General features: G+C 70.8%; 22 protein-coding genes. 17 read left to right on the forward strand and 5 right to left on the reverse strand.

Features of this window, described 5'->3' with window-relative positions:
• The first annotated feature begins 179 nt into the window (after nt 1-179).
• Nucleotides 180-2,318, forward strand: coding sequence for a bifunctional serine/threonine-protein kinase/glutamate ABC transporter substrate-binding protein (locus IEZ08_RS22640; protein WP_068921312.1), 2,139 nt, complete (start codon nt 180-182; stop codon nt 2,316-2,318).
• Here IEZ08_RS22640 and IEZ08_RS22645 read toward each other — a convergent pair.
• Nucleotides 2,299-2,838: a PadR family transcriptional regulator gene (locus tag IEZ08_RS22645; protein WP_189242841.1), complete on the reverse strand. Its 540-nt coding sequence runs from the start codon at nt 2,836-2,838 to the stop codon at nt 2,299-2,301. The two genes, IEZ08_RS22640 and IEZ08_RS22645, sit on opposite strands and share 20 nt — an antisense overlap.
• 55 nt (nt 2,839-2,893) lie before the next feature.
• On the opposite strand from IEZ08_RS22645, the gene IEZ08_RS22650 reads away from it, so the two are divergent.
• The 3 genes from IEZ08_RS22650 (at nt 2,894) to IEZ08_RS22660 (ending at nt 6,415) form a co-directional block, all read left to right on the forward strand.
• A complete protein-coding gene (locus IEZ08_RS22650) occupies nt 2,894-4,351 on the forward strand; it encodes an MDR family MFS transporter (protein WP_189242842.1) in 1,458 nt (485 codons plus the stop codon).
• Between the two features lie 42 nt (nt 4,352-4,393).
• Complete coding sequence (locus IEZ08_RS22655; protein WP_068921315.1) at nt 4,394-5,371, forward strand: malate dehydrogenase; 978 nt, start codon at nt 4,394-4,396, stop codon at nt 5,369-5,371.
• A 222-nt stretch (nt 5,372-5,593) separates the two neighbouring features.
• Nucleotides 5,594-6,415, forward strand: coding sequence for a DUF11 domain-containing protein (locus tag IEZ08_RS22660; RefSeq protein WP_141703571.1), 822 nt, complete (start codon nt 5,594-5,596; stop codon nt 6,413-6,415).
• A 33-nt stretch (nt 6,416-6,448) separates the two neighbouring features.
• Here IEZ08_RS22660 and galE read toward each other — a convergent pair whose 3' ends face one another.
• The gene (galE, locus tag IEZ08_RS22665) at nt 6,449-7,408 is read right to left on the reverse strand and encodes a UDP-glucose 4-epimerase GalE (protein WP_068921317.1); all 960 of its coding nucleotides are present in this window, start codon (nt 7,406-7,408) and stop codon (nt 6,449-6,451) included.
• A 125-nt stretch (nt 7,409-7,533) separates the two neighbouring features.
• On the opposite strand from galE, the gene IEZ08_RS22670 reads away from it, so the two are divergent.
• From IEZ08_RS22670 to IEZ08_RS22685, 4 genes are all read left to right on the forward strand, one after another.
• Complete coding sequence (locus tag IEZ08_RS22670) at nt 7,534-8,961, forward strand: hemolysin family protein (RefSeq protein ID WP_141703573.1); 1,428 nt, start codon at nt 7,534-7,536, stop codon at nt 8,959-8,961.
• Nucleotides 8,962-8,975: 14 nt separating this feature from the next.
• On the forward strand, nt 8,976-9,980 hold the full coding sequence (gene trpS, locus IEZ08_RS22675) for a tryptophan--tRNA ligase (RefSeq protein WP_068921318.1): 1,005 nt from the start codon (nt 8,976-8,978) through the stop codon (nt 9,978-9,980).
• A gap of 105 nt (nt 9,981-10,085) precedes the next feature.
• The gene (locus IEZ08_RS22680) at nt 10,086-11,015 is read left to right on the forward strand and encodes a YihY/virulence factor BrkB family protein (RefSeq protein WP_068921319.1); all 930 of its coding nucleotides are present in this window, start codon (nt 10,086-10,088) and stop codon (nt 11,013-11,015) included.
• A gap of 295 nt (nt 11,016-11,310) precedes the next feature.
• Nucleotides 11,311-12,222: a 1-aminocyclopropane-1-carboxylate deaminase/D-cysteine desulfhydrase gene (locus tag IEZ08_RS22685; protein ID WP_189242843.1), complete on the forward strand. Its 912-nt coding sequence runs from the start codon at nt 11,311-11,313 to the stop codon at nt 12,220-12,222.
• Between the two features lie 148 nt (nt 12,223-12,370).
• Here IEZ08_RS22685 and IEZ08_RS22690 read toward each other — a convergent pair whose 3' ends face one another.
• On the reverse strand, nt 12,371-13,525 hold the full coding sequence (locus tag IEZ08_RS22690; protein ID WP_189242844.1) for a D-alanyl-D-alanine carboxypeptidase family protein: 1,155 nt from the start codon (nt 13,523-13,525) through the stop codon (nt 12,371-12,373).
• 93 nt (nt 13,526-13,618) lie between these two features.
• On the opposite strand from IEZ08_RS22690, the gene IEZ08_RS39735 reads away from it, so the two are divergent.
• Nucleotides 13,619-13,939, forward strand: coding sequence for an SCO4848 family membrane protein (locus tag IEZ08_RS39735; protein WP_229803408.1), 321 nt, complete (start codon nt 13,619-13,621; stop codon nt 13,937-13,939).
• On the opposite strand, the gene IEZ08_RS22700 is transcribed toward IEZ08_RS39735, so the two are convergent.
• Nucleotides 13,898-15,283 carry a peptide ligase PGM1-related protein gene (locus IEZ08_RS22700; RefSeq protein WP_229803410.1) on the reverse strand — a complete coding sequence of 462 codons (1,386 nt, stop codon included), beginning with the start codon at nt 15,281-15,283 and terminating at the stop codon, nt 13,898-13,900. The genes IEZ08_RS39735 and IEZ08_RS22700 overlap by 42 nt on opposite strands.
• A gap of 553 nt (nt 15,284-15,836) precedes the next feature.
• Between IEZ08_RS22700 and IEZ08_RS22705 the strand changes: the two genes are divergently transcribed.
• From IEZ08_RS22705 to IEZ08_RS22735, 7 genes are all read left to right on the forward strand, one after another.
• Nucleotides 15,837-17,078, forward strand: coding sequence for a M20 family metallopeptidase (locus IEZ08_RS22705; protein WP_189242845.1), 1,242 nt, complete (start codon nt 15,837-15,839; stop codon nt 17,076-17,078).
• A 329-nt stretch (nt 17,079-17,407) separates the two neighbouring features.
• On the forward strand, nt 17,408-18,487 hold the full coding sequence (locus IEZ08_RS22710; RefSeq protein WP_203863450.1) for a BMP family lipoprotein: 1,080 nt from the start codon (nt 17,408-17,410) through the stop codon (nt 18,485-18,487).
• A gap of 80 nt (nt 18,488-18,567) precedes the next feature.
• A complete protein-coding gene (locus IEZ08_RS22715) occupies nt 18,568-20,106 on the forward strand; it encodes an ABC transporter ATP-binding protein (protein ID WP_068928375.1) in 1,539 nt (512 codons plus the stop codon).
• Nucleotides 20,107-20,161: 55 nt separating this feature from the next.
• Nucleotides 20,162-21,307, forward strand: coding sequence for an ABC transporter permease (locus tag IEZ08_RS22720; protein WP_068921323.1), 1,146 nt, complete (start codon nt 20,162-20,164; stop codon nt 21,305-21,307).
• Complete coding sequence (locus IEZ08_RS22725) at nt 21,304-22,581, forward strand: ABC transporter permease (protein ID WP_068921324.1); 1,278 nt, start codon at nt 21,304-21,306, stop codon at nt 22,579-22,581. The genes IEZ08_RS22720 and IEZ08_RS22725 overlap by 4 nt, the downstream gene beginning before the upstream one ends.
• Nucleotides 22,578-22,985: a cytidine deaminase gene (locus IEZ08_RS22730; protein ID WP_068921325.1), complete on the forward strand. Its 408-nt coding sequence runs from the start codon at nt 22,578-22,580 to the stop codon at nt 22,983-22,985. The genes IEZ08_RS22725 and IEZ08_RS22730 overlap by 4 nt, the downstream gene beginning before the upstream one ends.
• A gap of 2 nt (nt 22,986-22,987) precedes the next feature.
• Complete coding sequence (locus tag IEZ08_RS22735; RefSeq protein WP_068921326.1) at nt 22,988-24,268, forward strand: thymidine phosphorylase; 1,281 nt, start codon at nt 22,988-22,990, stop codon at nt 24,266-24,268.
• A 51-nt stretch (nt 24,269-24,319) separates the two neighbouring features.
• Here IEZ08_RS22735 and IEZ08_RS22740 read toward each other — a convergent pair whose 3' ends face one another.
• Nucleotides 24,320-24,760, reverse strand: coding sequence for a MarR family winged helix-turn-helix transcriptional regulator (locus tag IEZ08_RS22740; protein ID WP_229803412.1), 441 nt, complete (start codon nt 24,758-24,760; stop codon nt 24,320-24,322).
• Between the two features lie 87 nt (nt 24,761-24,847).
• Here IEZ08_RS22740 and IEZ08_RS22745 point away from each other — a divergent pair, with 87 nt between their 5' ends.
• Entirely contained in the window at nt 24,848-26,287 is a 1,440-nt protein-coding gene (locus IEZ08_RS22745) for an MFS transporter (RefSeq protein ID WP_229803414.1), read from the forward strand.
• The last annotated feature ends 152 nt before the right edge of the window (nt 26,288-26,439 follow it).

The following is a 26,439-nucleotide window of genomic DNA, read 5'->3' on the forward strand; positions in this document are numbered from 1 at the left end:
CATAGTGATTGTCGTTATTGAGAGTTCAGTGCCGGACGGGGCTCCAAGGGGTGTCCCGTGAGGGAGAAGGGGCGCGTCAGAACGGCAACAGGGTCACGTCGCGGTAACGCGTAGGGTCAAGTCGCCGACGGGTCGTAAAGTTTGGCTGGTCGGAGTTTGACGAGACCGTGGGGACGAAGATGTCGCAGATCGAGCCGCTGGGAGCGGGGGAGCCGCGCCAGCTCGGGCCGTTCCGCGTCGTCGGGCGCATCGGTGAGGGCGGCCAGGGAATCGTCTACCTCGGGGAGGACAGCGCCGGGGAGCGAGTGGCGATCAAGCTCCTGCACGTGAAGTTCAGCGGTGACGCGAGCGCCCGCTCCCGCTTCGCCCGGGAGGCGCGGGCGGCCCAGCGGGTCGCCTCGTTCTGCACAGCGGGCGTGGTCCACGTGGACCTGGAGGGCGACACCCCGTACATCGCCAGCGAGTACATCGAGGGCAGGTCCCTGAGGGAGGTCGTCGAGGCCGACGGCCCGATCCGGGGCGCCGCGCTGCAGCGGCTGGCGGTCGGCACGGCCACCGCGCTCACCGCGATCCACCACGCCTCGATCGTGCACCGCGACTTCAAGCCCGACAACGTGCTCATGGCCGCCGACGGCCCGCGGGTCGTCGACTTCGGCATCGCCCGCATCATCGACTCCACCGGCACGATCACCAGCCGGGCCATCGGCACCCCCGCCTACATGGCCCCGGAGCAGATCTCCGGCGACGACGTCGGCCCGTACACCGACATCTTCGCCTGGGGCGCGACCATCGCGTTCGCCGCGACGGGCGAGATGTCCTTCGCCGGCGGCTCGATCGCCGTGGTGCTGAACCGCATCCTCAACCACGAGGTGGACGTCAGTTCCATGCCGGAGCCGCTGCGGAGCGTGGTCAGCGCGGCGCTGGCCAAGAACCCCGCCGAGCGGCCCTCCGCCGACCAGCTCCTGCTCCGGCTGCTCGGCCGCTCCGACGCCACGAGCGTCTCCCCGGCGGTGCTCACCCAGGGAGCGCAGGTCGCCGTCCCGGAACCGGGGGACGTGACCAATCCCATGCGCATCCCCCAGCGCACCGGCCCGCGCCCGCCGCTGCCGGGTGTCCCGGACCCGCACACCGGCGTGTCCCTCCCGGCCCCGACCGTCCCCGACTCGCGCACCGGCGTCCCGACCGTGCCCGACTCGCACACCGGCGCCCCGGCCGGCACGGACCGGGCGGGAACCGGGGGAACCGGGGGAACCCGCACCGGTCCGGGCTCGGGGACTCCGGACCCGTCCACCGGCGTCCGCGCGCCGTACCCCACCCGCCCGGACGCCCCGGCCCACGACTGGCAGGGCGGCGGGAGATTCGGGCCGCCGAGCTGGGAGACCCCGGTGCCGCCCGCCGACCCCGCCCCGCCCGGGCGTTCGCGCCGGGCGGTCTGGGCCGCGGTGGCCATCGTCGTCGCGTTGCTCGGGAGCGCCTCGGCCGTCTACGCCACCGGCTGGCGGCCGCCGTTCCTGGCCGATCCGGGGTCCACGGTCACGCCCGGTACGGAGTCCACCCCGCCGAAGTCCGCCTCGCTGGTGGACAGAGCCGCGAAGACGAAGAAGCTCACCGTCGGGATGCGCAACTTCCTGCCGGGCATCGCCCTGAGGAACACCGACGGAACGTGGAGCGGGTTCGAGGTGGACCTCGCCACCGAGATCGCCAAGGCGCTCGACGTCCCCGCGGCCAACATCACCTTCCGGGAGACCGCCCGGGAGGAACGGCCCGGCCTGCTGGCGAGCGGCGGCGTCGACATGGTCGTCTCCACCTACTCCATCAACGACCAGGACAAGGTCACCTTCGCCGGGCCGTACTACCTGGCCCACGTCGACGTGCTCGTCAAGGACGGCGCCGCGATCGGCGCCGCGGCCGACCTCCGGGGCAAGCGGCTGTGCCAGCCGAGGGGCAGCGGCTCGACGGACCGGGTGAGCCGGGAGGTGGACGGCGACCTGGAGCTGGTCCCGGCCGAGAACTACGCCCAGTGCATGGACAAGCTCCGGGCCGGGGAGGTCGACGCGGTGCCGGGCGACGACCTCCTGCTGGCCGGATACGCCAACCGGGAGTCCACCCGCTACGAGGTCGTCGGGCTCGAACTCACCGACGAGCGCTACGCCGTGGCCCTGCGCGAGGGCGACGAGCGCGCCTGCAAGGCGATCCAGGGCGTGATCGCGGACCTCTACGAGAACGGCACCGTCAGGCAGCTGCTCGACAAGCACTTCTCCAACGTCGACTTCACCACCCGCGAGGACGAGCTGCCCGCTATGGCCGACTGCGGCTAGACCGCTCGATCTCGTCGGCGGTGTCGCGGGCCCAGTCCCGCATCATCCGCATGTGGCGCAGCCCCAGGTCCAGGGCGTACCTGCCGAAACCCGCGGTGCGCCTCTCCCGCTCCAGGGACTTGGCCGCTCCGAGCGCCTCCAGCTCGGCCAGCCTGGCGTCGTAGCCGCGGGCCTGCTCCCGCAGCAGCGCCACGGCCTCCTCAGGCTCCAGCGCGGGCACCAGGAAGGCACGCAGCGACTCCTCGTGGCGGGCCAGCCGGGACGGCTCTCCCGCGAGCAGCCATTCGCGCAGCAGCCGGGACCCCTCCTCGGTGACGGCGTAGGTCTTGCGGCCCCGGGGTCCTTCTTCCTCGACGGTCACCAGGCCGTCGGCGGTCATCTTGTTGAGCTCCGGATAGATCTGGCTGTGCCGGGCCTGCCAGGCGTGGTTGATCGAGCTCTCGAAGAGCTTCGTGAGGTCGTAACCGCTCGCCGGGCCCGAGATGGTCAGCAGGCCGAGCAGTGCCATGCGCAGGGACATGCCTCCATCTTAGGTGCGGATTGACATGTTGAAATCAACACGTAAATATCGACATGTGGCTATCGACGTTTCCACCCCTCCCCCGCAGACCCGCACCGGCAACGGGTTGCTCCTGCTCGCCGTACTCGGCGGGATGTTCCTGGCGATGCTCGACCAGACGATCGTCGGCACCGCCCTGCCCCGGATCGTCCAGGACCTCGGCGGCGCCGGCCTCTACACCTGGGTCGTGACGTCCTACCTGCTGACCTCGACGATCACCGTCCCGCTGTACGGCAGGCTGTCCGACATCTACGGCCGCAAGCCGCTGCTGCTCGTCGGCGTCGCGCTGTTCCTGCTCGGCTCGGTGCTGTGCGGGGCGGCCCAGGACATGGGCCAGCTCATCGCCTTCCGAGCGGTGCAGGGGCTCGGCGCGGGCGCCCTCCTCCCGCTCTCGCTGGCCCTGGTGATGGACCTGTTCCCGCCCGACAGGAGCGGACGGGTGCAGGGCGCCCTCGGCGGTGTGATGGCGCTGAGCTACATCGCCGGACCGTTCCTCGGCGGGCTGTTCACCGACACGGCCGGCTGGCGCTGGGCGTTCCTGGTCAACGTGCCGATCGGCCTGGCCGTCGTCGCGGTCGTCGTGGCGCGGCTGCCGCACACGGCGGGGCAGGGCCGCGGCACCCGCCCCGACTACGCGGGCATCGCCGTGTTCACGGCGGCGATCGGCGCCCTGCTCGTCGGCCTCACCGAGAAGGGCCTGGACGACCACTCGTGGACCAGCGGCCCGGTGCTGTGGCCGATCGCGGCGGCGGCCGTCCTGCTGGCGGTGTTCATCCGGGTCGAACGGCGCGCCTCAGCGCCGATCATCCCGCTGGAGCTGTTCCGCGACCGGACCTACGCCCTGGCGAACGCGGCCTCGTTCCTGACCGCGGCCTGCCTCTACGCCGGCGTGGTCTTCCTGCCGCGTTACTTCCAGGAGTCCCTGGGGCTCAGCGCGACGGACTCCGGCCTGCGGATCTACCCGCTCATGCTCGGCATGGTCGCCGGAAGCATGGTCACCGGCGTGCTCATCTCGAAGACCCGGCGCTACAAGCCGTGGCTGGTGGCCGGGCCGTTCCTGATCGCCGTCGGGGCGCTGCTGTGCTCCGGGCTCACGACCGGCACCTCCGGCGTGGCCCTCGCCGCCTGGATGGCGCTGCTCGGCCTGGGCCTGGGGCCCATGTTGTCCGGGCTCACCGTGGCGGTCCAGTTCTCGGTCCCGCCCCGGTTCGCCGGCACCGCCAGCGCGAACCTCACCTTCTTCCGGCAGATCGGCGGTTCGGTCGCCCTGGCCCTGGCCGGATCCCTCTACGCTTCCGTCATCGGGGACCGGGCTCCGATCCACGGCCCGCAGGCGGCGCACGCCGCGGCGACGGCCACGGTCGTCCCCTGGCTCGCCGTCACCGGGGCCCTGCTCGCCCTCCTGGCGCTCCTCGCGCTGCCCGGAGGGCGGATCGGGGCACTCGCCGGGAGACCGCCGCAGGCCGAGGGGTAACATCCCGTCCGTCAGAATTCACGCTTCGAGTGGGGGAAGGTCATGGCCCAGACTCCCGTAAAGGTCACCGTCACCGGCGCCGCCGGTCAGATCGGCTACGCGCTGCTTTTCCGCATCGCGTCGGGCCAGTTGCTGGGCGCTGACGTCCCGGTCAAGCTGAGCCTGCTGGAGATCCCGCAGGCCGTCAAGGCCGCCGAGGGCACCGCGATGGAGCTCGACGACTGCGCGTTCCCGCTGCTGAGCGGCATCGAGATCACCGACGACCCGAACGTCGCGTTCGACGGCGCCAACGTCGCGCTGCTGGTCGGCGCCATGCCGCGCAAGGCCGGCATGGAGCGCGGTGACCTGCTGGAGGCCAACGGCGGCATCTTCGGCCCGCAGGGCAAGGCCATCAACGACCACGCGGCCGGCGACATCCGCGTCCTGGTCGTGGGCAACCCCGCCAACACCAACGCGCTGATCGCCCAGCAGCACGCGCCGGACGTCCCGGCCGAGCGCTTCACCGCGATGACCCGCCTGGACCACAACCGCGCGCTCTCCCAGCTCGCCGCCAAGCTCCAGGTCCCGGTCACCGAGATCAAGAAGATGACGATCTGGGGCAACCACTCCGCCACGCAGTACCCCGACCTGTTCCACGCCGAGGTCGGCGGCAAGATCGCCGCTGAGCTGGTGGACGAGGGCTGGCTGCGCGACACCTTCATCCCGACCGTGGCCAAGCGCGGCGCCGCGATCATCGAGGCCCGGGGCGCGTCCTCGGCCGCCTCCGCCGCCAACGCCGCGATCGACCACGTCTACGACTGGGTCAACGGCACCGAGTGGACCTCCGCCGCCATCCCGTCCGACGGCTCGTACGGCGTGCCCGAGGGGATCATCTCCTCCTTCCCCGTCGCCTCCCGCGACGGCAAGTGGGAGATCATCCAGGGTCTGGAGATCGACGCCTTCTCCCGCGAGCGCATCGACGCCTCGGTGCGCGAGCTGGAGGAGGAGCGCGACGCGGTCCGCCAGCTCGGCCTGATCTGACCGGTGGTCCCCGTCCGGGATCCCGGACTCGGCCCCCTGGCCCCCTGGCCCCCTGGCCCCCCGCCCGCCGGAGTTCCGGCGGGCGGGGGGCTTTTGCCGTACGGGGTGCGCTCCGGCGCCATACGGCGTGAACGCGGAGAGTGCGGTTAACGGCGTGTCGGTCGGGCGGGAAGGGGCGATCTGCGCGTTCAATGACCTCTGAAGGTCGGGGGATCGGTGTTCATGACGCGTGGTGCGGCGCGACTCGCCGCTGGATTGATCAGTGTTGTTCTCGCCATGCTGCCCGGTACGGCGGTGCTGGCGGAGCCACGGCAGCCGGACTGGGGCGGGGCGGATCTGTCCGTGCGGCTGGAGGCGTCGCCGAAGCGCGCGCAGCCGGGACAGCCGCTGCTCTACCGGGTGGACGTGCGCAACGCGGGCCCGGGTGACGCGGTGCTGCCCGTGCTCACCGTACGCCTCCCGGCCGGGGTGAAGATTTTCAACGCCGACGTGGCCGAGTGCCGGCCGGGTCCGGGCCCCCGCGTGGTGGTCTGCGCCTCGGACGCCGACGTCCCGGCCGGGAGCACCGGGGGGGTGACGATCACGGGGGTGGTCCGGCCCGGGGCGCGCGGCCCGCTGACCGCCACCGCCTCGATCACCTCCGAGGTGGTGGACGACAACGCCGCGAACGACTCGGCGCGACTGCTCACCCCGGTGGCCGAGGGCGCGGACCTGGGCATCCGGCTGACGGACAGCTCACGCGCCGGCCGGACCGTCACCATGGACGCGACCGTCCACAACCGGGGGCCGAGGACCGTCCGCGACGCACTGGTCCTCTTCCGGGCCGGGCGGGCGCGCTTCGTGGCGGCCCGGGGCGCGCGCTGCCGCCCCTACCCCGTCTACGTCGGCTGCGCGCTGCGCGCCGTGGGCTCCGGCGAGCGGGTCAGGCTCCGGCTCTCCTTCCGCACGAACGGCCGGACGGTGCGCGCGGAGGCGGCCGTCTACTCCGCTCACCTGGGAGACCGCCGGCCGCGCAACAACGTGGCCCGCCTGCTGATGCGCTGAGGCCCGCGCGTGGGCGCCGGGACCCTGCCGCGCTCAGCGCGGCACCGCGTCCCAGGCGTCGGCGACGATGTCCCGCAGGGACGGGTGCTCCGGCTTCCAGCCGAGCTCGCTCTTGATCTTCTCCGAGGAGGCCACCAGCACCGCCGGATCGCCGGGGCGGCGCTCGGCGACGACCGCGGGGATCTCGTGCCCGGTGACCTCGCGGCAGACCGACAGGACCTCCTGGACCGAGAAGCCGGTCCCGCTGCCCAGGTTGTAGATCTTGTGCTCGCCCGGGGCGCAGGCGTCCAGCGCGAGCAGGTGCGCGCGGGCCAGGTCGGCCACGTGGATGTAGTCGCGCACGCACGTCCCGTCGGGAGTGGGGTAGTCCGTGCCGAACACGCTGACCGCCTCGCGCTGCCCGAGCGGCACGGCCAGGACGTTGGGGATCAGATGGGTCTCCACGGTGTGGCGCTCGCGGTAGACGCGGCCGTCGGCGGCGGTGTAGGCGCCTCCCACGTTGAAGTAGCGCAGGCTCACCGCGGCAAGGCCGTACAGCCCGGCGAACGCGCCGAGCGCGGTGTCGACCGCGAGCTTGGACGCGCCGTAGGGGTTGGTCGGGCGGGTCGGGTCGGTCTCCACGATCGGGGAGCGCTCCGGCTCGCCGTACGTGGCGGCGGTGGAGGAGAACACGACGCGCCCGACGCCGGCGGCGCGCATGGCGTCCAGCAGGGCGAGGGTGCCGCCCAGGTTGTGCTCCCAGTAGAGCGCCGGCTTCTGCACGGACTCACCTACCAGGGACTTGGCCGCGAAGTGCAGCACGCCGTCCATCCCGTCCAGTACGGCGGCGGCCTCGGTGATCGACGCCTCGACGAAGCGCGCCCCCTCCGGCACCGCGTCCGCGTGGCCGGTGGACAGGTCGTCCAGGACCGTGACCTGGTGGCCCGCCTCGACGAGCTGGGCGGCCACGACGCTTCCGATATAGCCGGCACCCCCGGTGACCAGCAGCTTCACAAGCCCTCCTGTTGGTTCGTGTTGATAGATGTTTACTTCTGTAAGGCTACTGCCAGCATATGCTGTCAGCCCACCACCTATCGATCCCGGTCAGAACGGGCGACGGCCATGACGGAGACGCTCCGGTGAACAGTGTCCTGGCTAACATCTCGCTGGTCCTGCTCTTCGTTCTGATCGGCGGGTTCTTCGCCGGAGCGGAGATGGCCCTGGTCTCCCTCCGGGAGAGCCAGGTCCGCAGGCTCAGCACCCGGGGACGCAGGGGGACCAGGGCGGCCAGGCTCGCCCGCGATCCCAACCGCTTCCTGTCGGCCGTGCAGATCGGCGTCACCGTGGCCACCATGCTGTCGGCCGCGTTCGGCGCCGACACCCTCGCCAAAGACCTGGTCCCCCTGCTGGCCGGCTGGGGAGTGCCGGGCGCCGTCGCCGACCCGCTCTCGCTGGTGGCGGTGACCCTGGTGATCTCCTACTTCTCGCTGGTCCTGGGCGAGCTGGTGCCCAAGCGGCTGGCCCGGCAGCGGGCCGAAGGGCTCTCGCTCCTGGTGGCGCCGTTCCTGGACCGGCTGGCCGCGCTCTCCCGGCCGATCATCTGGGCGCTGTCGAAGTCCACCGACGGCGTGGTCAAGCTGCTCGGCGGGAACCCCGAGGCCGACCGGGAGGAGATCTCCACCGAAGAGCTCCGGGACATGGTGGTCGGCCACCAGGAGCTCACCGAGGACGAGCGCAGCCTGATCGCCGAGGTCTTCGCGGCCGGCAAGCGGCAGCTGCGCGAGGTGATGCTGCCCCGCACCGAGGTGGAGTTCATGTCCGCCGACACCCTGCTCGCCGAGGCCGCCGTGCTGGCCGCGGCCATGCCGCACTCCCGCTTCCCGGTCTACCGCGACACCTACGACGACGTCATCGGCTTCGTCCACATCCGCGACCTGCTCGACCCGGTCCTCACCGGGTCCGTCGAACCGATCAGCGAGGTGGTGCCGATCCGGCCGGTCAAGCTGGTGCCCACCAGCAAGCAGGTGCTGACCACGCTGTCGGAGATGCGCGACGAGGGGCACCACCTGGCGATCGTGGTGGACGAGTACGGCGGCACCGCAGGGATCGTCACCCTGGAGGACCTGGTCGAGGAGCTCATCGGCGACATCCGTGATGAGCACGACATCGAGGACAAGCATGTCGTCCTGCCCGCCGGAGAGGTCGAGCTCGACGGACTGAGCAACCTCGGTGAAGTGATCGACGAGACCGGCATCCGGCTGCCCGACGGCCCCTACGAGACCCTCGGCGGGTTCGTGATGGCCGCCCTGGGCCACCTGCCGGTCCTGGGGGAGCGGGTGGAGATCCCCGGCTTCGAGATGTCCGTCACGGAGCTGGACGGCCGCAGGATCTCCAGGGTCCGCATCAAACGCCGCCCGGAGGAGCCGGTCGAGGAAGGCGCGCGGGCCGCCCGGGAGCCCGGCGCCTCCGGCGCCGGCTCCTCTGACACCGGCTCCTCTGACCCCGCCTCCTCGGCCGCGCCCGGCGCGTCTTCCACGGAGGAGGGACCGACCACTCCGGACAGCTGACAGAATTGCGTGTTATGGCGAGTCCCCGTGTTCTGTCCGGCATCCAGCCCACCGCAGACTCCTTCCACCTGGGCAACTACCTGGGCGCGGTGCGGCAGTACGTCTCCATGCAGGAGGGCTACGACGCCTTCTACTGCGTCGTCGACCTGCACGCGATCACGGTGGACTACCAGCCCGAGGCCCTGCGCCGCCGTTCCCGGGTCGCCGCGGCCCAGCTCTTCGCCGCCGGCCTGGACCCCGAGCGCTCCACCGTCTTCGTCCAGAGCCACGTGCGCGAGCACACCGAGCTGGCCTGGATCCTGATCTGCCTCACCGGCATGGGCGAGGCCGGCCGGATGACGCAGTTCAAGGACAAGTCGGCCCGGTACGGCGAGAGCTCGGCCGGGGTCGGCCTGTTCACCTACCCGATCCTCCAGGCCGCCGACATCCTGCTCTACCAGGCGAACAAGGTCCCGGTCGGAGCCGACCAGAAGCAGCACCTGGAGCTCACCCGCGACCTGGCCCAGCGCTTCAACCACCGCTTCGGCGAGACCTTCACGCTGCCCGAGCCGCACATCGTCAAGGGCGTCGAGAAGATCACCGACCTGCAGGACCCGACGGCCAAGATGTCGAAGTCGTCCTCCTCGCCCGGTGGCATCCTCGACCTGCTGGAGCAGCCCGGACCGCTGCGCAAGAAGGTCATGCGCGCCGTCACCGACACCGGCTCCGAGATCGTGTTCGACGAGGAGAACAAGCCCGGCATCGCCAACCTCCTGCGCATCCAGTCCGCGCTGACCGGCACGCCGATCCCCGAGCTGGAGGCGCGTTACGTCGGCCAGGGCTACGGCACCTTCAAGAAGGAGGTCGCCGAGGTCGTGGTCGAGACCTTCACGCCGATCCGGGAGCGGACGGAGAAGCTCCTCGCCGACGAGGCCGCGCTCGACAAGATGCTCGCCGCCGGAGCCGTCAAGGCCCGTGCGGTGGCCGCCGAGACCATGGAGAAGGTCCGCGACCACGCGGGCTTCCTGCCCTCCCTCTGATCCCCCTCGGAATCCTCTGCCCAGCAGGGATTCCTCCTGTTTGCCGACAATGCCGCCGGGTACCGGAATCGTCGCGCACAGTGGCGCCCGGGGAGGCGGTGGCAGGTGTCGGGACTGGAGGAGCGCGTCGAGGCGTTCCGGGTGTGGCGCCACACCCGGATCGAGACCGACCGGGTGCGGTGGCCCTGGTTCGACCACCTGCTCAGGACCGTGCAGCGCTACCAGCTCCAGTTCGGCGACCGGCTGGCCGGAGCGGTGACCTACTTCGCCTTCCTGTCCTTCTTCCCGATCATCGTGCTGTCCTTCGCGGCGGTCGGGTTCTTCCTGTCCGTCACACCGGAGGCCGACGACACCCTGCGGGCGGCCATCAACGGCTACCTCCCCGGCCTGGCCGGCAAGCTCCCGATCGACCAGATCGCCGAATCCAAGGCCACCGCCGGGATCATCGGCCTCATCGGCCTCCTCTACTCCGGCCTCGGCGCGATCGACGTCCTGCGCGGGGCCCTGCGGCAGATGTCCATGACCACCGACCCTCCGCTGAGCTTCGCCCTCGGCAAGCTCCGCGACCTGTCCGCGCTGCTCCTGGTCGGCATCACGATGATCACCTCGGTGGTGATCGGCGGCTTCGCCACCCAGGCCAGCGAGACCGTCGCCGGATGGCTGGGCCTGTCGAAGTCGTTCCTCGGCACCGGCACGGTCTGGCTCGCCGGCCTGGCGGTCAGCGTGGCCGCCGACACCGTGGTCTTCCTGATCCTGCTGGGCTGGCTGGGACGCTCCACCCAGCCGTTCCGGGTCCTGATCCGCGGCGCCCTGCTGGGTGCGATCGCCTTCGCCCTGCTCAAGCAGGTCGCCGCGTTCCTGCTCTCGTTCACCCTCGGCAACCCCGTGTACGGGGTGTTCGCGGTGATGGTGGGTCTCCTGGTCTGGATCAACTTCTCCGCCCGGATCATCATGTACGCCGCCGCCTGGACCGCCACCGCCTCCTTCGGCCCTCCCCCCGAACCCACCCCCGTGCCCGGAACCGGCAACGCCTGATCCCGTACGACGTGCCGCGCCGGTACGGCGGGCACCCCGGTCCGGAGCGTCGCGCTTCGGTGGGCTCACCGCCGCTGAAGCGCGAACGCGGGACCGCTCAGGGCTGGTCGCCGTCGCCTGGCGGCCGGGAACCGAGGGAGCGGGGCTGGATGACGGATCGAGCACGACGTCCTCGAGCCGGGCCATGGCCTCGCCGCGCCGCAGGCGAAGCCGTGACCACCGGGATCGCCGTACCGCCCCGGGGAGAGACTCCGGCACCTACCGGGGCACCCACCGGACCGGCATGCTGGGGACCATGAACCGACCGCGGCAGAACCGGAGCGAGCTCCACCAGGCGCTCTCCTCGCCCCTGACGGAGCTGCACGACGCCCGGCTCGCCCGCCCAGGCGTGCGCCTGATCCTGAAGCGCGACGATCTCATCCATCCGCTCCTGCCGGGCAACAAGTGGCGCAAGCTGAGGCACAACCTGGTGTGCGCCGCCGAACTGGGTCACGACACACTGCTGACCTTCGGCGGCGCCTACTCCAATCACGTGCGGGCCGTGGCCGCAGCCGGTGCCCGCTTCGGTTTCACGACCATCGGCGTCATCCGCGGAGAGGAGCACCTGCCGCTCAACGACACGCTGACCTTCGCCGCCGAGCACGGGATGCGGCTGACCTATCTGGACCGCACCACCTATCGCGCCAAGAACTCACCGTCCGTCGTCGAGGGCCTCCGGAAGGAGTTCGGCCGCTTCTACCTGCTGCCCGAAGGCGGCAGCAACGCGCTGGCCGTACACGGCTGCGCCGAACTGCCGACGGAGATCGACGTGCCGTTCGACGTCATCTGCTGCCCCGTCGGCACCGGGGGCACCCTCGCGGGCATCGCCGCCGGGCTGGGCCCCGGCCCCCGGGCCTTGGGATTCTCGGTCCTGCGCGGCGGAGAATTCCTCCGCGGAGACGTCACCGGACTCCAGATCGCCGCCTACGGCCGGCCGTCGGGCAACTGGACCATCGACTGCGATTTTCACGCGGGCGGCTACGCCAGACGCAACCGCGAACTCGACACGTTCATCACCGACTTCGCCGACCGGCACGGCATGCCGCTCGACCCGACCTACACCGCGAAGATGATGTGGGGCATCCTCAGCCTGGCGGAACGCAGGGCATTCGCCCCCGGAACCACCGTCATCGCAGTGATCACCGGTCCCATGACGCCCGTCCCGTGATCCGGTCGGGGGCGGTGCGCTTCGCCTTGTCCGTCATGCTTTGATCTTCGCGGAGGAGGCTGGCGTCGCTGCGGTCCGCACCCGGTACGGCGCCGGGCTCTCGGCCCGGGTGCGTGCCTACCGGCCCGACCCGGGCCGTGGGCGCGACCTAGCGGAAGCGGCGGCGCAGGCCGTAGCCGAGCCAGGCGAGGCCGCCGAGGGCGGCGGCGCCGACCAGGTAGGGGGCCAGGGAGGTGGATCGCTCCGTGGTCTTGGTGGCTGCCGCGTCGGCGGCGGCCGGTGCCGGTCCGCGGGGGGCTGCCGCCGCGTCGGCGGCCTCGGACGGCAGCGGAGCCGGTTCGGGGGCCGGGTCCACGAGGTGGCCGACCGGGGTGACCTTGCCGCGGGCGGTGAAGCCCCAGTCGAGCAGGCCGGCGACGTCCTCCCAGAAGTATCCGTCGTGCCGCATGATCGACACGATGATCGTGTGCCCGTTCCGCCGGGCCGCGCCGACGAAACTGGCCTGGGCCTTGGAGGTCCAGCCGTTCTTGACGCCGATCATGCCCTTGTAGCGCCACAGCAGCTTGTTGTGGTTGCCGATCTCGTAGTAGCCCTTGGGCGCAGGGAACTTGTCGGTCTTGAGGCTGACATATCGTCGGAAATCAGCGTTGGCGAGCCCGGCCCGCGCGATCAATGCGAGGTCGTAGGCCGAACTGCTCTGGCCGGGCTTGTCCAGGCCGCTGGGCGTCTTGGCCACCGTGTCGAACGCCTGGATCCGCCGGGCCTCGGTGTTCATGTCCGCGAGCGTCTTGTCGAGGCCGCCGTTGGCCTCGGCCAGAGCCATCGCCGAGTCGTTGCCCGAGACCAGCATCAGCGCCTTGAACAGGTCCTCCACCGTGTAGATGGGCCTGTTCACCAGTCCGACCGCGCTGCCCTCCTGGTTGACGGCGTTCCTGCTCGGCCGGACCTTCATGGTCTTGTCGAGCTTCGGGATGAGCGTCAGGGCGGTCAGGGCCTTGAGAGTGCTCGCCGGGCGGTAGCGTCCGTGCGGATGCTTGGCGGCGAGAATCTCTCCGGTGCCGGCGTCCGCGATCACGTATGCCTTCGCGGAGGTCTTGGGCGGAGCCTTGATCTCGGTGGGGAGGATGAGCCCCCGCTCGCCGAGTCGTCCGCCGCCCACAGGCTCGGCGGGCGCGAGGCCGCCGACGGTCGTGGGAGCGGCGGGAGCGCTGGCGGGCGCGGGAACGCCGGCGTGGGCGGGAGCACCGAGGAAGGTGGTCGCCGCGAGCAGCACCACGATGGGTGCGGTGTGTTTCGTCCCCATAGTGATCTCAGGGTAGCTTCGTACCGATTCGCATGTGTTTGCACATCCCCTCACCAGGGGCGGAGCACGCGACGGGATACCGACATAATGCAAATGTCACGAAAGATCGCCGGATTTCTACTGGCCCTTGCCGGCTTCATGATCTTTGAGTGGGTCAACCTTGGGTTCAATCTCGCGGACGGTCATCCGCGATCTTTCTACGTCGTCCACGGCATCCTGATCGCGGTCAACATCGGCCTCGCGATCGTGCTCGCGGTGATCGGCCTGCGCGGGCTGCGGGGCTCACAGGCTTCGTGGCCTCCGCGGCCCGCACGGTCTCCGCAGGCCGCACGGCCTCCGCAAGCCCCGCGGGCCTCTGGGAGTCCGCACGGCCTACAGGGCGGGGCAGAGGAATCGGAGCGTTCGCCGGTGTAGCTCGGCCGCCTCCTCCGCGGAGTTCCCGATGCTGGTGAAGCCGAGCTTGCCGTACTCCGGGAGCGCGCCGAGCAGGTGCAGCACGTTCCCGGTGCGGGTCTCGCGGTCGAAGCCGAGCCCTTCGGCGCGGATCCGCGCGACGATCTCCCCCGGCGTACGGCCCCGCAGGCAGCCCGCGGCGCAGTTGTCCGTCGCGACGTAGTACTTCGACTGGTCGCCGCATCTGAGCGTCCCGGTGCCGGGATCGTAGACGGCGCCGGTGGTCAGCAGCGCGGCGCCGAACGGGTGGGTGGTGCCGCCGATGCGCAGGTTGATCTCGCACAGCAGGGCCCGGTAGCCGCCGTCGGTCTTGAGGGCGAAGAAGTCCATCCCGAACAGCCCCACCGCGCCCCGGCCCGCCAGGACGCCGGCGATCCGCTCGGCGCACTCGCCCACCTCGGCCCGGTACTCCGGCCGGGCGGGGAAGACGCAGCCCTGGTAGACGTCGCCGTTCGGCCCGCCGAGGACCTGTTCGTGCGTGGCCACCACGTCGTAGAGGCCGCCGGGGGTGATCCTCGCCAGGGCGCTGGGGGAGTACAGGGGCCGCTGGTCGATGAACTCCTCGATCACAGCCCCCCGTTCGGCGATCTTCTCGGCGAAGGTCGTCCAGTCCTCGTCGGCGGCGGAGAAGCTGGTGTGGCAGGCGGTGAGCGGCCGGTCGTCCTTGATCACGATGGCGTTGCCCAGGCCGGAGTAGCTGTTGTTGAGCTTCACCATCATCCTGCCGCCGTGGCTCAGCGGGGCCAGGGCGCGGGCCGCGTGCTCCACCTCGGTCAGCGACCGCAGGTCGGCGAAGCCGCGGGCCAGCGGGACCTTGGCCTCCTCGGCGACCATCCGGCCGCCGCTCTTGGAGCCGAGGTGGGCCAGGGCGGTGGCGGGACCGTAGATCGGCAGCCCGAGCATCACGGAGAGCCGTTCCTCGGCCTGGCTGACCACGAAGGGGACCAGCCAGGCGTCCGCCGTGCCGTCCAGGGCCTGCCGGATGCGGGTGAGCGTACCGGGACCGTGGAGGATCTTCTCGGTGAGCGGGCGGAGGCTCCGATCACCCAAAGTGATCATTTTTAGGCGGGTGCGCGCCTCCGCGGGGTCGTCGAGGAAGTCAAGGTAGTAATCCACAATCGCCGGGTCCACCGGGGTGGAGGTGAGGTAGACGACCTTCACTCCGGGCCGCTTCAGGGTGAGCAGGAGGAAGAGCAACCGCTCCTCGTAGCAGCGTGCGCCGGTTATCCGCCGCAGTTCGTCCTGGGGGAGCGAGAGGGAAGGGATGACCACCAGGGTTCCCTCGTTCGGTTCGAAGATGCTCAACCTGGAGTGCTTCTCCCCAAATGGGATAGTAGTGATCATATGCGGAGTGAACCACGCATTCTTTCGGCGTGCATCACTCCGTCGGGTGCGATGAGTAGCACCTGAAGTCACGTAAATTGCCAGTTCAGCGAGGTTTCAACCGCCGCGGAGCGGTCAGTGGCCGGTTGGGGGAGACCGGGTACGGCCTCGGTATGGCTAGCACCTCTTAGTCACTCCAGGCCATCGCCGGTGGTCCCCATGGGTCAGAAGAGGCAGAAGAGGGGCATGGGGCGACAAAACATTTGGCTGAGATGTCGGTCAGCGCCACTGGAAGAGAGATAAAGTCAATGGCATACGTCGACGCGTCGGCGGTCGCACCTCGGCCCGCCGGTTCCGTGCCGGCGCGTCGTCATCCGCACAGGCACGGCCCGTGACACCCACTCCGGCCCCGGTGCGGTGATCGCTTTTCTGGGCTGAGGCTGTCTCATGGGCCTGGCTCATGGATCAGGCGATTCTGGGCAGTGGCACATGCGTCGAATATTTCCAACTACCGGCGCGGATGGGACGGTGACCGATGCGGGGGCGTAATCTCCGAGGGGAGCTCGACGCGTTCCTCGCCGGGTTCGAGCGGGAGCTGATCAGTTTCCGCCGTGACCTGCACATGAACCCCGAGCTCGGGTTCGCCGAATACCGCACGACGCAGCGCATCGCCGAGCGTCTGGGGGCGATCGGGCTCGTTCCGGCGGTGCTGCCGCGCGGCACCGGCGTGATCTGCGAGGTCGGCAGCGGGGACGGGCCGACCGTGGCGCTACGCGCCGACATCGACGCACTCCCCGTGCCCGACGAGAAGGACGTGCCCTACAGCTCGACGGTGCCCGGCGTGTGCCACGCCTGCGGCCACGACGTGCACACCACGATCCTGCTCGGCGCGTCCATGTTCCTCGCCCGCCAGGCGGAGGCCGGGCTGCTCCCCGGCCGGGTCCGGCTGATCTTCCAGCCCGCCGAGGAGGTCCCCGGCGGGGCGCTGGAGGTCATGGCGGCCGGCGGCCTCAGCGGCGTGGACCGCATCTTCGGCCTGCACTGCGACCCCCGGGTGGACGTCGGCAAGGTCGGGCTCAAGACCGGCCCGATCACCTCCGCCTGCGACCGGGTCACCGTGCGGGTCAGCGGCCCCGGCGGGCACACCGCCCGGCCGCACCTCACCGCGGACCTGGTCTTCGCGCTGGCGAAGATCCTCACCGAGCTGCCCGCCGCGCTCTCCCGCCGGGTGGACCCGCGCTCGTCGCTCAGCCTGGTCTGGGGACGGGTCGAGGCGGGCTCCGCGGCCAACGCGATCCCCGACGACGGCGTCGCCGAGGGCACCGTGCGCTGCCTGGACGAGGAGGCGTGGCACGCGGCCCCCGACATGATCAAGGCGCTGCTGGAGTCGGTCGCCGGGGCGTACGGCGTCGAGGCGCAGATGGACTACGCCCGCGGGGTGCCGCCGGTGGTCAACGAAGAGGTCAGCGTGCAGATGCTGATCGAGGCGGCGGAGGGCGTGCTCGGTGAGGGCTCCTCGGTGCCCACCCAGCAGAGCCTGGGCGGCGAGGACTTCGGCTGGTATCTCGAGTCCGTCCCCGGGGCGTTCGCCCGGCTCGGCACGCGCACCCCGGGCGAGGCGCACGCGGGCGACATCCACCAGGGCACCTTCGACGTCGACGAGGCCTGCATCGGCATGGGCGTGCGGTTCATGGTGGCGACCGCGCTGACGGCCCTGTGGGAGGGGCAGCGGACCGTGACGGGCGAGCCCGCCGTGATGGCGAATTTGGACAACTAGCACCGGCGACTGGATTTCCCCTTACGCCGGAACGGTCACGTAGTGACTAAAAAGTGCATCGCGTAATGAGGTAGTCGCCGTCTGTAGGACAGGCGTGGACTGGTGGCCGGCGTGAGTCGGCGCCCTCCCGGGCCGTTCTCGGGGGCGGTCGATCCTACCCGCTGGTAGCGTCGGCCGCCTCCGTGTGTCACAAGGTGGCGTGAGCTGAGTAACGGACCTATTGCGGAGCTGTGCGCCGGTTTGGTCAGTACTCACCGAACAACTATCTTCCGTGCAGAGTTGCCGTGCGTCTCTTCGCGCGTGCACTGACAACGCGAAGGGAGTCCATCTTGCTTCACAACCGATTCGGCAGGCTGGCCGCGTCCGCACTGGCCGGCACCATGCTCATGGGCGCCGCCGCGTGCGGGGGCAGCGAGGAGCCGACCACGACGGCGTCTCCGGGCACCGGCGCGACCAGCGCCGCCCCGGGCGGCGGCACGACGAAGGTCGGCCTGGCCTACGACATCGGTGGCCGCGGTGACCAGTCGTTCAACGACGCCGCCGCCGCCGGTCTCGACAAGGCCAAGACCGAGCTGGGACTGGCCGAGGCCAAGGAGCTGGAGGCCGGGAGCGGTGAGACCGAGGCGGCCAAGGAGGAGCGGCTCCGCCTGCTCGCCCAGGGCGGCTTCAACCCGATCATCGCCGTGGGCTTCGCCTACTCCAAGCCGCTGGCGAAGGTCGCCGCCGAGTTCCCCGACGTCAAGTTCGCGATCGTGGACGACGCCGAGGCCAAGGCCGCCAACATCACCAACCTGCTCTTCGCCGAGCACGAGGGTTCCTTCCTGGTCGGCGCCGCCGCGGCGCTGAAGTCGGAGAAGAACCACGTCGGTTTCGTCGGCGGCGTGCGCGTGCCGCTGATCGACAAGTTCGAGGCGGGTTTCGAGGCCGGCGCCAAGGCCGTCAAGCCCGACATCAAGATCGAGAGCACCTATCTGTCGGAGCCGCCGGAGTTCAGCGGCTTCAACGACCCGGCCAAGGGCAAGACCGCGGCCGAGGGCATGTTCGACGCGGGCGCCGACGTGGTCTACCACGCCGCGGGCGGTTCCGGCGGCGGTGTGTTCGAGGCCGCCAAGGCCGCGAACGGCAAGGCCATCGGCGTCGACTCCGACCAGGCCAAGACTGCCGCCGAGGGCGTGCGGGACGTCATCATGACCTCGATGATCAAGAAGGTCGACGTGGCGGTCTTCGACTTCCTCAAGAGCGTCTCCGACGGCAGCGTGGCCTCCGGGCCGAAGGTCTACGACCTCAAGGCGGGCGGTGTCGACTACTCCACCACCGGCGGCCAGGTCGACGACATCAAGACCAAGCTCGACGAGTACAAGCAGAAGATCGTCTCCGGCGAGATCACCGTGCCGGACAAGACCTCCTGACCTGATATTCGGTGAAGGGCCCGGCGGCGCGTCCTCCGGGCCCTTCGCTCTCATTCACTCACGTAACCGTGGCCATCCGCATGGAGGGGGCCGTCATCAGCACCTCGACACCGGCCGTCGAGCTCACGGGGATCACCAAACGGTTCCCCGGCGTCGTGGCCAACCGCGACATCGCCATGTCCGTCCGGCAGGGGCACGTGCACGCCATCGTCGGTGAGAACGGCGCGGGCAAGTCCACCCTCATGAAGATCCTGTACGGCATGCAGCGTCCCGACGAGGGCGAGATCCGCATCAACGGGAACGGCGTGCACTTCCGCTCTCCCTCGGACGCCATCGCCGCCGGCATCGGCATGGTCCACCAGCACTTCATGCTGGCCGACAACCTCACCGTCCTGGAGAACGTGGTCCTCGGCAGCGAGCCCCGCAAGGGCGGCATCGCCCTCGACTTCGGCTCCGCGCGCAAGAAGATCAAAGAGATCTCCGACACCTACAGCCTGGGCGTCGACCCCGACGTCCTGGTCGAGGACCTGGGCGTCGGCGCACGGCAGCGGGTGGAGATCCTCAAGGTCCTCTACCGGGGCGCACGCATCCTCATCCTCGACGAGCCGACCGCGGTCCTCGTCCCGCAGGAGGTCGACGAGCTCTTCGGCAACCTGCGCGAGCTGGTCCGCGAGGGCCTGACGATCATCTTCATCTCGCACAAGCTGGACGAGGTCCTCTCGGTCGCCGACGCCATCACCGTCATCCGGCGCGGCACCACCGTGGCGAGCGTGAATCCCAGGGACGTCACCGCCCGCCAGCTGGCCGAGCTCATGGTCGGCAGCGAGCTGCCCAGCCCGGAGACGCGCGAGTCCACCGTCACCGACGTGGTGGCGCTGTCGGTGCGGAACCTGTCGGTGCACTCGCCGGGCGAGCGCTGCGTCGTGGACGGCGTCAGCTTCGACATCCGCAAGGGCGAGGTGCTCGGCATCGCCGGCGTCGAGGGCAACGGCCAGGCCGAGCTCGTCGAGGCCATCATGGGCATGCGCCCCGCCGACGGGGAGATCCGGCTGGGTCAGGAGGACATCTCCACCTGGTCCACCTTGCGCCGCCGCGAGGCCGGGATCGGTTACATCCCCGAGGACCGGCACCGGCACGGACTGCTGCTGGAGGCCCCGCTCTGGGAGAACCGCATCCTCGGCCACCAGACCCGCAGGCCCAACGTCAAGGGCCCGTGGATCGACCGCGCCGGAGCCCGCCGGGACACCCAGCGCATCGTCGAGCAGTACGACGTGCGCACCCCCGGCATCGAGGTGGACGCCGCCGCCCTGTCCGGCGGCAACCAGCAGAAGTTGATCGTCGGCCGGGAGATGAGCGGGGACCCGGTGTTCCTCATCGCCTCGCACCCCACCCGCGGCGTGGACGTCGGCGCCCAGGCTGCGATCTGGGACCACCTGCGCGCGGCCCGCGCCGCCGGCCTGGCCGTCCTGCTGATCTCGGCCGACCTGGACGAGCTCATCGGCCTGTCCGACACCCTGAAGGTGATCCTCCGCGGACGCATCGTCGCCGACGTGGACCCGCAGAACGTCACCCCCGAGCAGCTCGGCTCGGCGATGACCGGCGCTGGAGAGGCCGCATGAACATCCCCGCGGCGCACGCCGTACCCGGAGCCCCCGGAGCCCCCGGAGCCATCGCATGAATTCCGCAGAGTCGACCTTCACCGACCGCCTGCTCGGACGGGTACGGCTGAGCGGCCTGCTCTCGCTCGCCGCGCCGGTCCTGGCCGTCGTCTTCGCCGGGGCGGTCACTTCGATCGTCCTGCTGGTCAGCGGTGACCCGCCGCTGGAGACGCTGGGCGTCATGATCGACTACGGCACGCAGCCGCGCTCGATCGGGCTGATGCTGAACTCCGCGACGACCTTCTACCTGGCCGCGATCGCGGTGGCGATCGGGTTCCGGATGAACCTGTTCAACATCGGCGTCGACGGCCAGTACCGCCTGGCGGCGCTGATCGCCGCCGCGGTGGGCGGGGCGGTCGTCCTGCCCGGCCCGCTGCACGTCGCCCTGATCATCTTCGTGGCGATGCTGGTCGGCGCGGGCTGGGCCTCGATCGCGGCGCTGCTCAAGGTCAAGCGCGGGGTCAGCGAGGTCATCTCGACGATCATGCTGAACGCCATCGCCACCAGCCTCGGCTCGTGGCTGCTCAACCGGGAGCGCCTGGCGGTCCAGGTCGGCAACAACATCGGCACCAAGCCGATCCCCGAGTCCGGGCAGGTGCCCGGTATGGCGATCATCCCGGGCACCGAGTACAAGGTGTTCGGCCTGATCATCCTCGCGGTCGTCGTGGGCGTCGGCTACCACGTGCTGCTCAACCGGACGCGTTTCGGCTTCGACCTGCGGGCCACCGGCCGCTCGGAGTCGGCCGCGGTCGCCAGCGGCGTGAACGTCAAGAAGATGGTCCTGATCGCGATGATCATGTCCGGCGCGGCGGCGGGCCTGATCGGCATGCCGCAGCTGCTCGGCGCGTCCTACACCTACAGCCTGGACTTTCCCACCGGGCTGGGCTTCACCGGCATCGCCATCGCGCTGCTGGGCCGCAACCACCCGGTGGGCATCGCCTTCGGCGCCCTGCTCTGGGCCTTCCTGGGCACCTCGTCGGAGATCCTCCAGATCCACGAGATCGCCCCCGAGATCGTCCAGATCATGCAGGGCACGATCGTGCTCTCGGTGATCATCGCCTACGAGCTGGTCCACCGTTACCAGATCACGGCGGAGCAGCGCCGGGTGAGCAGGGAACTGGCGAGCGGGACCCCGCCGCGAGCTGAAGGAGCGTCGGTATGAGCGCAAGCGGCCTGAAGACGGGCCAGGTTCCGGTGGAGCCGGTCGCGACCGCCGGGAAGTTCAAGCTCACCTGGCGGCTCCTGCTGATCGGCCTGGGCGCGCTGGTCCTGCTGCTCTCGGTCACCCGGTTCTTCACCGGCGCCGAGGACCTCACCTCGGCGGGCGCGATCAACGCGGCCGTCGCGCTGGCGGTGCCGATCGGCCTGGCGGGCCTGGGCGGCCTGTGGTCGGAGCGGGCCGGCGTGGTCAACATCGGCCTGGAAGGCATGATGATCCTGGGCACCTGGGCCGGCGCCTGGGGCGCGATCCAGTTCGCCAACCCGTGGGCGGGCGTGCTCGCCGGTGCGGTCGGCGGCCTGATCGGCGGCCTGCTGCACGCGGTGGCCACCGTGAGCTTCGGCGTCGACCACATCATCTCCGGCGTCGCGATCAACATCCTGGGCGGGGGCATCACCGTCTTCCTGTCCAAGGTGACCTTCGCCGAGATGCCGGGCGGCGGCGACACCCAGTCGCCGCCCGTGCCCAAGCCCGGGGTCGTGAGCGTGCCGGGCATCGGCGGGCCGCTGGCCGATCTGGAGGCCAGGCACTGGTTCCTGGTGTCCGACCTGGCCGGGATCCTCCGGGGTCTGCTGACCAATGTCTCGCTCTTCACCATCCTGGCGATCCTGCTGGTCCCGCTGACGTTCTACGTGCTCTGGCGGACGGCCTTCGGCCTGCGGCTGCGCTCCTGCGGCGAACGGCCGGTCGCGGCCGAGTCGCTCGGCGTCAACGTCTACACCTACAAGTACGTGGCGGTCGTCGTCTCCGGCGCGCTCGCGGGTCTGGGCGGGGCGTTCCTGTCGCTGGTGGCCTCCAGCGCCTACCGGGAGGGCCAGACCGGCGGGCGCGGCTTCATCGGTCTCGCGGCCATGATCTTCGGTAACTGGCGGCCGGGCGGCCTGGCGGCCGGCGCGGGGCTGTTCGGTTACACCGACGCGCTCCAGCTGCGCCGGGGCGGCGAGTCCGTGCACGCGCTCCTGCTGCTCGTGGCGATCCTGATCGCCGCCGTGGCGGTCTACCAGCTCGTACGGCAGCAGCGCACCCAGGCGGCGATCATCACCGGCTCCGCGGCGGTCATCGTGTTCGTGCTCTTCGCCCTGACCGACAGCATCCCGGCGCAGTTCACCTCGGTCACCCCGCACATCACCACGTTGCTGGTGCTGTCGCTGGCCGCCCAGCGTCTGCGGATGCCGGCCGCCGACGGCCTGCCGTACCGGAAGGGCCAGGCGAAATGACGGACGCCACCGACATCGACTGGGACGCGCTGCGTGCCGAGGCCGTACGGGCGATGGGCAACGCCTACGCGCCGTACTCCAAGTTCCCGGTGGGCGCCGCCGCGCTGGTGGACGACGGGCGGATCGTGTCCGGCTGCAACGTGGAGAACGCCTCCTACGGGGTCGGCCTGTGCGCCGAGTGCGGGCTGGTCTCCGCGCTCCAGGCGGGCGGGGGCGGCCGCCTGGTCGCGTTCACCTGCGTGGACGGGCACGAGGAGCTGCTCATGCCGTGCGGGCGCTGCCGCCAGCTGCTGTTCGAGTTCGGCGGGAACGACCTGCTCGTGGAGACCGTGGACGGGCCGAAGCCGATGGCGGAGATCCTGCCGTACGCCTTCGGTCCCGATGATCTGAGCCGGGGGACCTGATCATGGATGCCATCGACGTCATCGTCACCAAGCGGGACGGCCGCGAGCTGTCCCGGGAGCAGATCGACTGGGTGATCGACGCCTACACCGGGGGTGTGGTCGCCGACGAGCAGATGTCCGCGCTCGCGATGGCGATCCTGCTCAACGGGATGACCCGGCGGGAGATCGCCGAGTGGACCCAGGCGATGATCCGCTCCGGGTCGCGGATGGACTGGTCCGCGCTGCCGGGCCGTACCACCGACAAGCACTCCACCGGCGGCGTCGGCGACAAGATCACCCTGCCGCTGGCCCCGCTGGTCGCCGCGTGCGGCGGCTACGTCCCGCAGCTGTCGGGGCGCGGCCTGGGCCACACCGGCGGCACGCTGGACAAGCTGGAGTCCATCCCGGGCTGGCGGGCCTCGCTCTCCAACGACGAGATGCTCGACGTGCTGGGCAGGGCCGGCGCGGTCATCTGCGCGGCGGGCGACGGTCTCGCCCCGGCCGACAAGAAGCTCTACGCGCTGCGGGACGTGACCGGCACGGTCGAGTCGATCCCGCTGATCGCCTCCTCGATCATGTCCAAGAAGATCGCGGAGGGCACCGGCGCGCTGGTCCTGGACGTGAAGGTCGGTTCCGGGGCGTTCATGAAGACCGTGGACCGGGCCCGCGAGCTGGCCACGACCATGGTCGAGCTGGGCACCGACGCCGGGGTGACCACCGTCGCCCTGCTCACCGCGATGGACCGCCCGCTGGGCTGCGCGGTGGGCAACGCGCTGGAGGTGACCGAGTCCGTGGAGGTGCTCGCCGGCGGCGGGCCCGCGGACGTGGTCGAGCTGACCGTGCGGCTGGCGCGCGAGATGCTCCAGGCGGCGGGCGTGACCGGGGGCAAGGATCCGGAGGAGGCGCTGAAGGACGGCTCGGCGATGGACGCCTGGCGCCGGATGATCACCGCTCAGGGCGGTGACCCGGACGCCCTGCTGCCCCGGGCCGCCGAGACCATGGAGATCACCGCGCCCTCGTCGGGCGTGCTGACCAGGCTCGACGCGTACGGCGTGGGCCTGGCCGCCTGGCGGCTGGGGGCCGGCCGGGAGCGCAAGGAGGACCCGGTGTCCTTCGGCGCCGGCATCATGCTGCACGCCAAGCCGGGCGACCTGGTCCGCGAGGGCCAGCCGCTGATGACCCTGCACGCCGACGAGACCTCCCGCTTCGAGCGGGCGCTGGCCGCGCTGGAGGGCGCCTACGCGGTCGGGGACTCCGGCGACCAGGACATGCTCCCCCTGGTGATCGACCGCATCACCGCCTGATCCGCGTTCCCGGCCGCCCGCCGTACGGCGGGCGGCCGGGAACGCGCGCGTTCAGAGGGCGTCGGCCGTCTCCGGGACCGGCGCCTCGCCGGGGAGGGGGCAGGGCGGAAGCGGGGGAGCGTCGGGAGAGAAGGCGCGCAGGACCACCGCGCGGTGGGTGGGCCGCGCCTCCGCGTGGCGGGCCCGGCCCTCCTCGGTGATGACCACGTAGATGCCCCGCCGGTCGGCCTCGCACATCCCGCGGCGCACCAGACCGGCCTTCTCCAGGCGGGCGATCACCCGGGAGCACGCGCTCTGGCTGAGATGCACGGCGTCGGCGATCTCCTGGGCGCGGTACTTCTCCTGGTCGCGCTCCACCATGCGCTCCAGGACCTCGAACTCGCTCACGCCGAGATCGTGCTTGTCGGAGAGCTCCCGCTCCAGGGCGCAGGAGATCGAGGCGTGCCTGGCCAGCACCTCGCGCCAGGCCTGGACGGCGGACTCCTCGCTCATGCGGCGGATCGTACCATGCGTGAACATTAGATGCATTCGAATTAAATGCCTTTGCATTAGATGCGTGTGCATGTATTGTCTGACGACATGATCTCCTCGACACACGATGAGCGCATGCACGACGAGCGCTGGAACGGCCGTCTCTGGGCGGCGCTCACGGTGCTGTGCGCAGTGGTCTTCCTTGACGCGCTGGACGTCTCGATGGTGGGCGTCGCCCTGCCGTCCATCCAGGCGGACCTCGGTCTGTCCACCTCCGCCCTCCAGTGGGTGGTCAGCGGCTACGTGCTCGGATACGGCGGTCTGCTCCTGCTCGGGGGCCGGACCGCCGACCTGCTCGGGCGGCGCAGGGTCTTCCTGGTCGCGCTGGCGGTCTTCGCCGTGGCCTCCCTCCTGGGCGGTCTGGTCAGCGACGGCACCCTGCTGATCGCGGCCCGGTTCGTCAAGGGCATCAGCGCCGCCTTCACCGCCCCCGCCGCCCTGTCGATCATCACCACCACCTTCGCCGAGGGCCCGGCCCGCAATCGGGCCCTCAGCATCTTCACCGCCTCCGGCGCCAGCGGCTTCTCCCTGGGCCTGGTCCTGTCCGGCCTGCTCACCAGCCTCGGCTGGCGCTGGACGTTCCTCATGCCCGCGCCCGTGGCGATCATCGCCCTGGTCGCGGCCCTGAAGTTCCTGCCCAAGAACCGGGAGGAGCGGGCCCCGGGCGGCTACGACCTCATCGGCGCCGTGACCATCACCGCCTCGATGCTGCTGCTGGTCTTCGCCGTGGTGGAGGCCCCCGAGGCGGGCTGGGGCTCGGCCCGCACCGTCGGCTCGCTGATCGGCGCCGCCGTGCTGCTGGCCCTGTTCGTGCTGGCCGAGCGGAAGGTGAAGCACCCGCTGGTACGGCTCGGCATCCTGCGCTCGGGCCCGATCGTCCGCGCCAACCTCGGCCTGGTGATCCTGTTCGGCTCCTACGTCGGATTCCAGTTCGTCGCCATGCAGTACTTCCAGAACTTCCTGCACTGGTCCGCCTTGGAGACCGCACTGGCCTTCCTGCCCGCCGGTCTGCTGGTGGCGGTGACCTCCACCAAGATGGGCGGCCTGGCCGACCGCTTCGGCACCGGACGGCTGATCGCGATCGGTTCGGCGGCCCTGGCCGGGGGATACGTGTTCTTCCTGCAGATCGACGCCCATCCCAGCCTGGCCACGCTGGTCATCCCCGGCATGGTCCTGCTGGGCGTCGCCTTCGCGCTGTCCTTCCCCTCGCTCAACATCCAGGCCACCAACGGTGTCGTGGACGACGAGCAGGGCCTGGCCTCCGGCCTGCTCAACACCTCCGGCCAGGTCGGCGGCGCGGTCGTGCTGGCGATCGTGACGGCGGTGCTGACCTCCAGCACGAGCGCCGACCCGCTCGACGGCTTCCGCTCCGCGATCACGGTCTCCGCCGTCCTGGGCGTGCTCGGCCTCGTCATCGCCCTCACCGGGCTGCGCGGGTCCCGGCGGGCCGCCGCGGTAGAGGAGGAGAAGGTCCTGGAGGCCGTCTGAGACCACCCTCCGAGAGCCCTCGCGTCTCCGGCGGACACCTGGGATCCGCCGGAGGCGCGAGCCCCGCCGCCGTGGGATTCCGGGGCCCCACGGCGGCGGCTTCCGCGATCCGGCCGGACGGGGCTGAACCATTCCGGGTCGTCAGGCGTCCT

The sequence above is a fragment of the Planobispora rosea genome, from assembly GCF_014648175.1.
GTDB classification, from domain to species: domain Bacteria; phylum Actinomycetota; class Actinomycetes; order Streptosporangiales; family Streptosporangiaceae; genus Planobispora; species Planobispora rosea.

Bases quoted from the DNA above. Each gene is read 5' to 3' on its own strand.
- IEZ08_RS22640 (WP_068921312.1), top strand. From the start codon at position 180: ATGTCGCAGATCGAGCCGCTGGGAGCGGGGGAGCCGCGCCAGCTCGGG.
- IEZ08_RS22645 (WP_189242841.1), bottom strand. From the start codon at position 2,838: ATGTCCCTGCGCATGGCACTGCTCGGCCTGCTGACCATCTCGGGCCCG.
- IEZ08_RS22655 (WP_068921315.1), top strand. From the start codon at position 4,394: ATGGCCCAGACTCCCGTAAAGGTCACCGTCACCGGCGCCGCCGGTCAG.
- IEZ08_RS22660 (WP_141703571.1), top strand. From the start codon at position 5,594: ATGACGCGTGGTGCGGCGCGACTCGCCGCTGGATTGATCAGTGTTGTT.
- trpS (WP_068921318.1), top strand. From the start codon at position 8,976: ATGGCGAGTCCCCGTGTTCTGTCCGGCATCCAGCCCACCGCAGACTCC.
- IEZ08_RS22685 (WP_189242843.1), top strand. From the start codon at position 11,311: ATGAACCGACCGCGGCAGAACCGGAGCGAGCTCCACCAGGCGCTCTCC.
- IEZ08_RS22690 (WP_189242844.1), bottom strand. From the start codon at position 13,525: ATGGGGACGAAACACACCGCACCCATCGTGGTGCTGCTCGCGGCGACC.
- IEZ08_RS39735 (WP_229803408.1), top strand. From the start codon at position 13,619: ATGTCACGAAAGATCGCCGGATTTCTACTGGCCCTTGCCGGCTTCATG.
- IEZ08_RS22705 (WP_189242845.1), top strand. From the start codon at position 15,837: ATGCGGGGGCGTAATCTCCGAGGGGAGCTCGACGCGTTCCTCGCCGGG.
- IEZ08_RS22715 (WP_068928375.1), top strand. From the start codon at position 18,568: ATGGAGGGGGCCGTCATCAGCACCTCGACACCGGCCGTCGAGCTCACG.
- IEZ08_RS22720 (WP_068921323.1), top strand. From the start codon at position 20,162: ATGAATTCCGCAGAGTCGACCTTCACCGACCGCCTGCTCGGACGGGTA.
- IEZ08_RS22725 (WP_068921324.1), top strand. From the start codon at position 21,304: ATGAGCGCAAGCGGCCTGAAGACGGGCCAGGTTCCGGTGGAGCCGGTC.
- IEZ08_RS22730 (WP_068921325.1), top strand. From the start codon at position 22,578: ATGACGGACGCCACCGACATCGACTGGGACGCGCTGCGTGCCGAGGCC.
- IEZ08_RS22735 (WP_068921326.1), top strand. From the start codon at position 22,988: ATGGATGCCATCGACGTCATCGTCACCAAGCGGGACGGCCGCGAGCTG.
- IEZ08_RS22740 (WP_229803412.1), bottom strand. From the start codon at position 24,760: ATGAGCGAGGAGTCCGCCGTCCAGGCCTGGCGCGAGGTGCTGGCCAGG.
- IEZ08_RS22745 (WP_229803414.1), top strand. From the start codon at position 24,848: ATGATCTCCTCGACACACGATGAGCGCATGCACGACGAGCGCTGGAAC.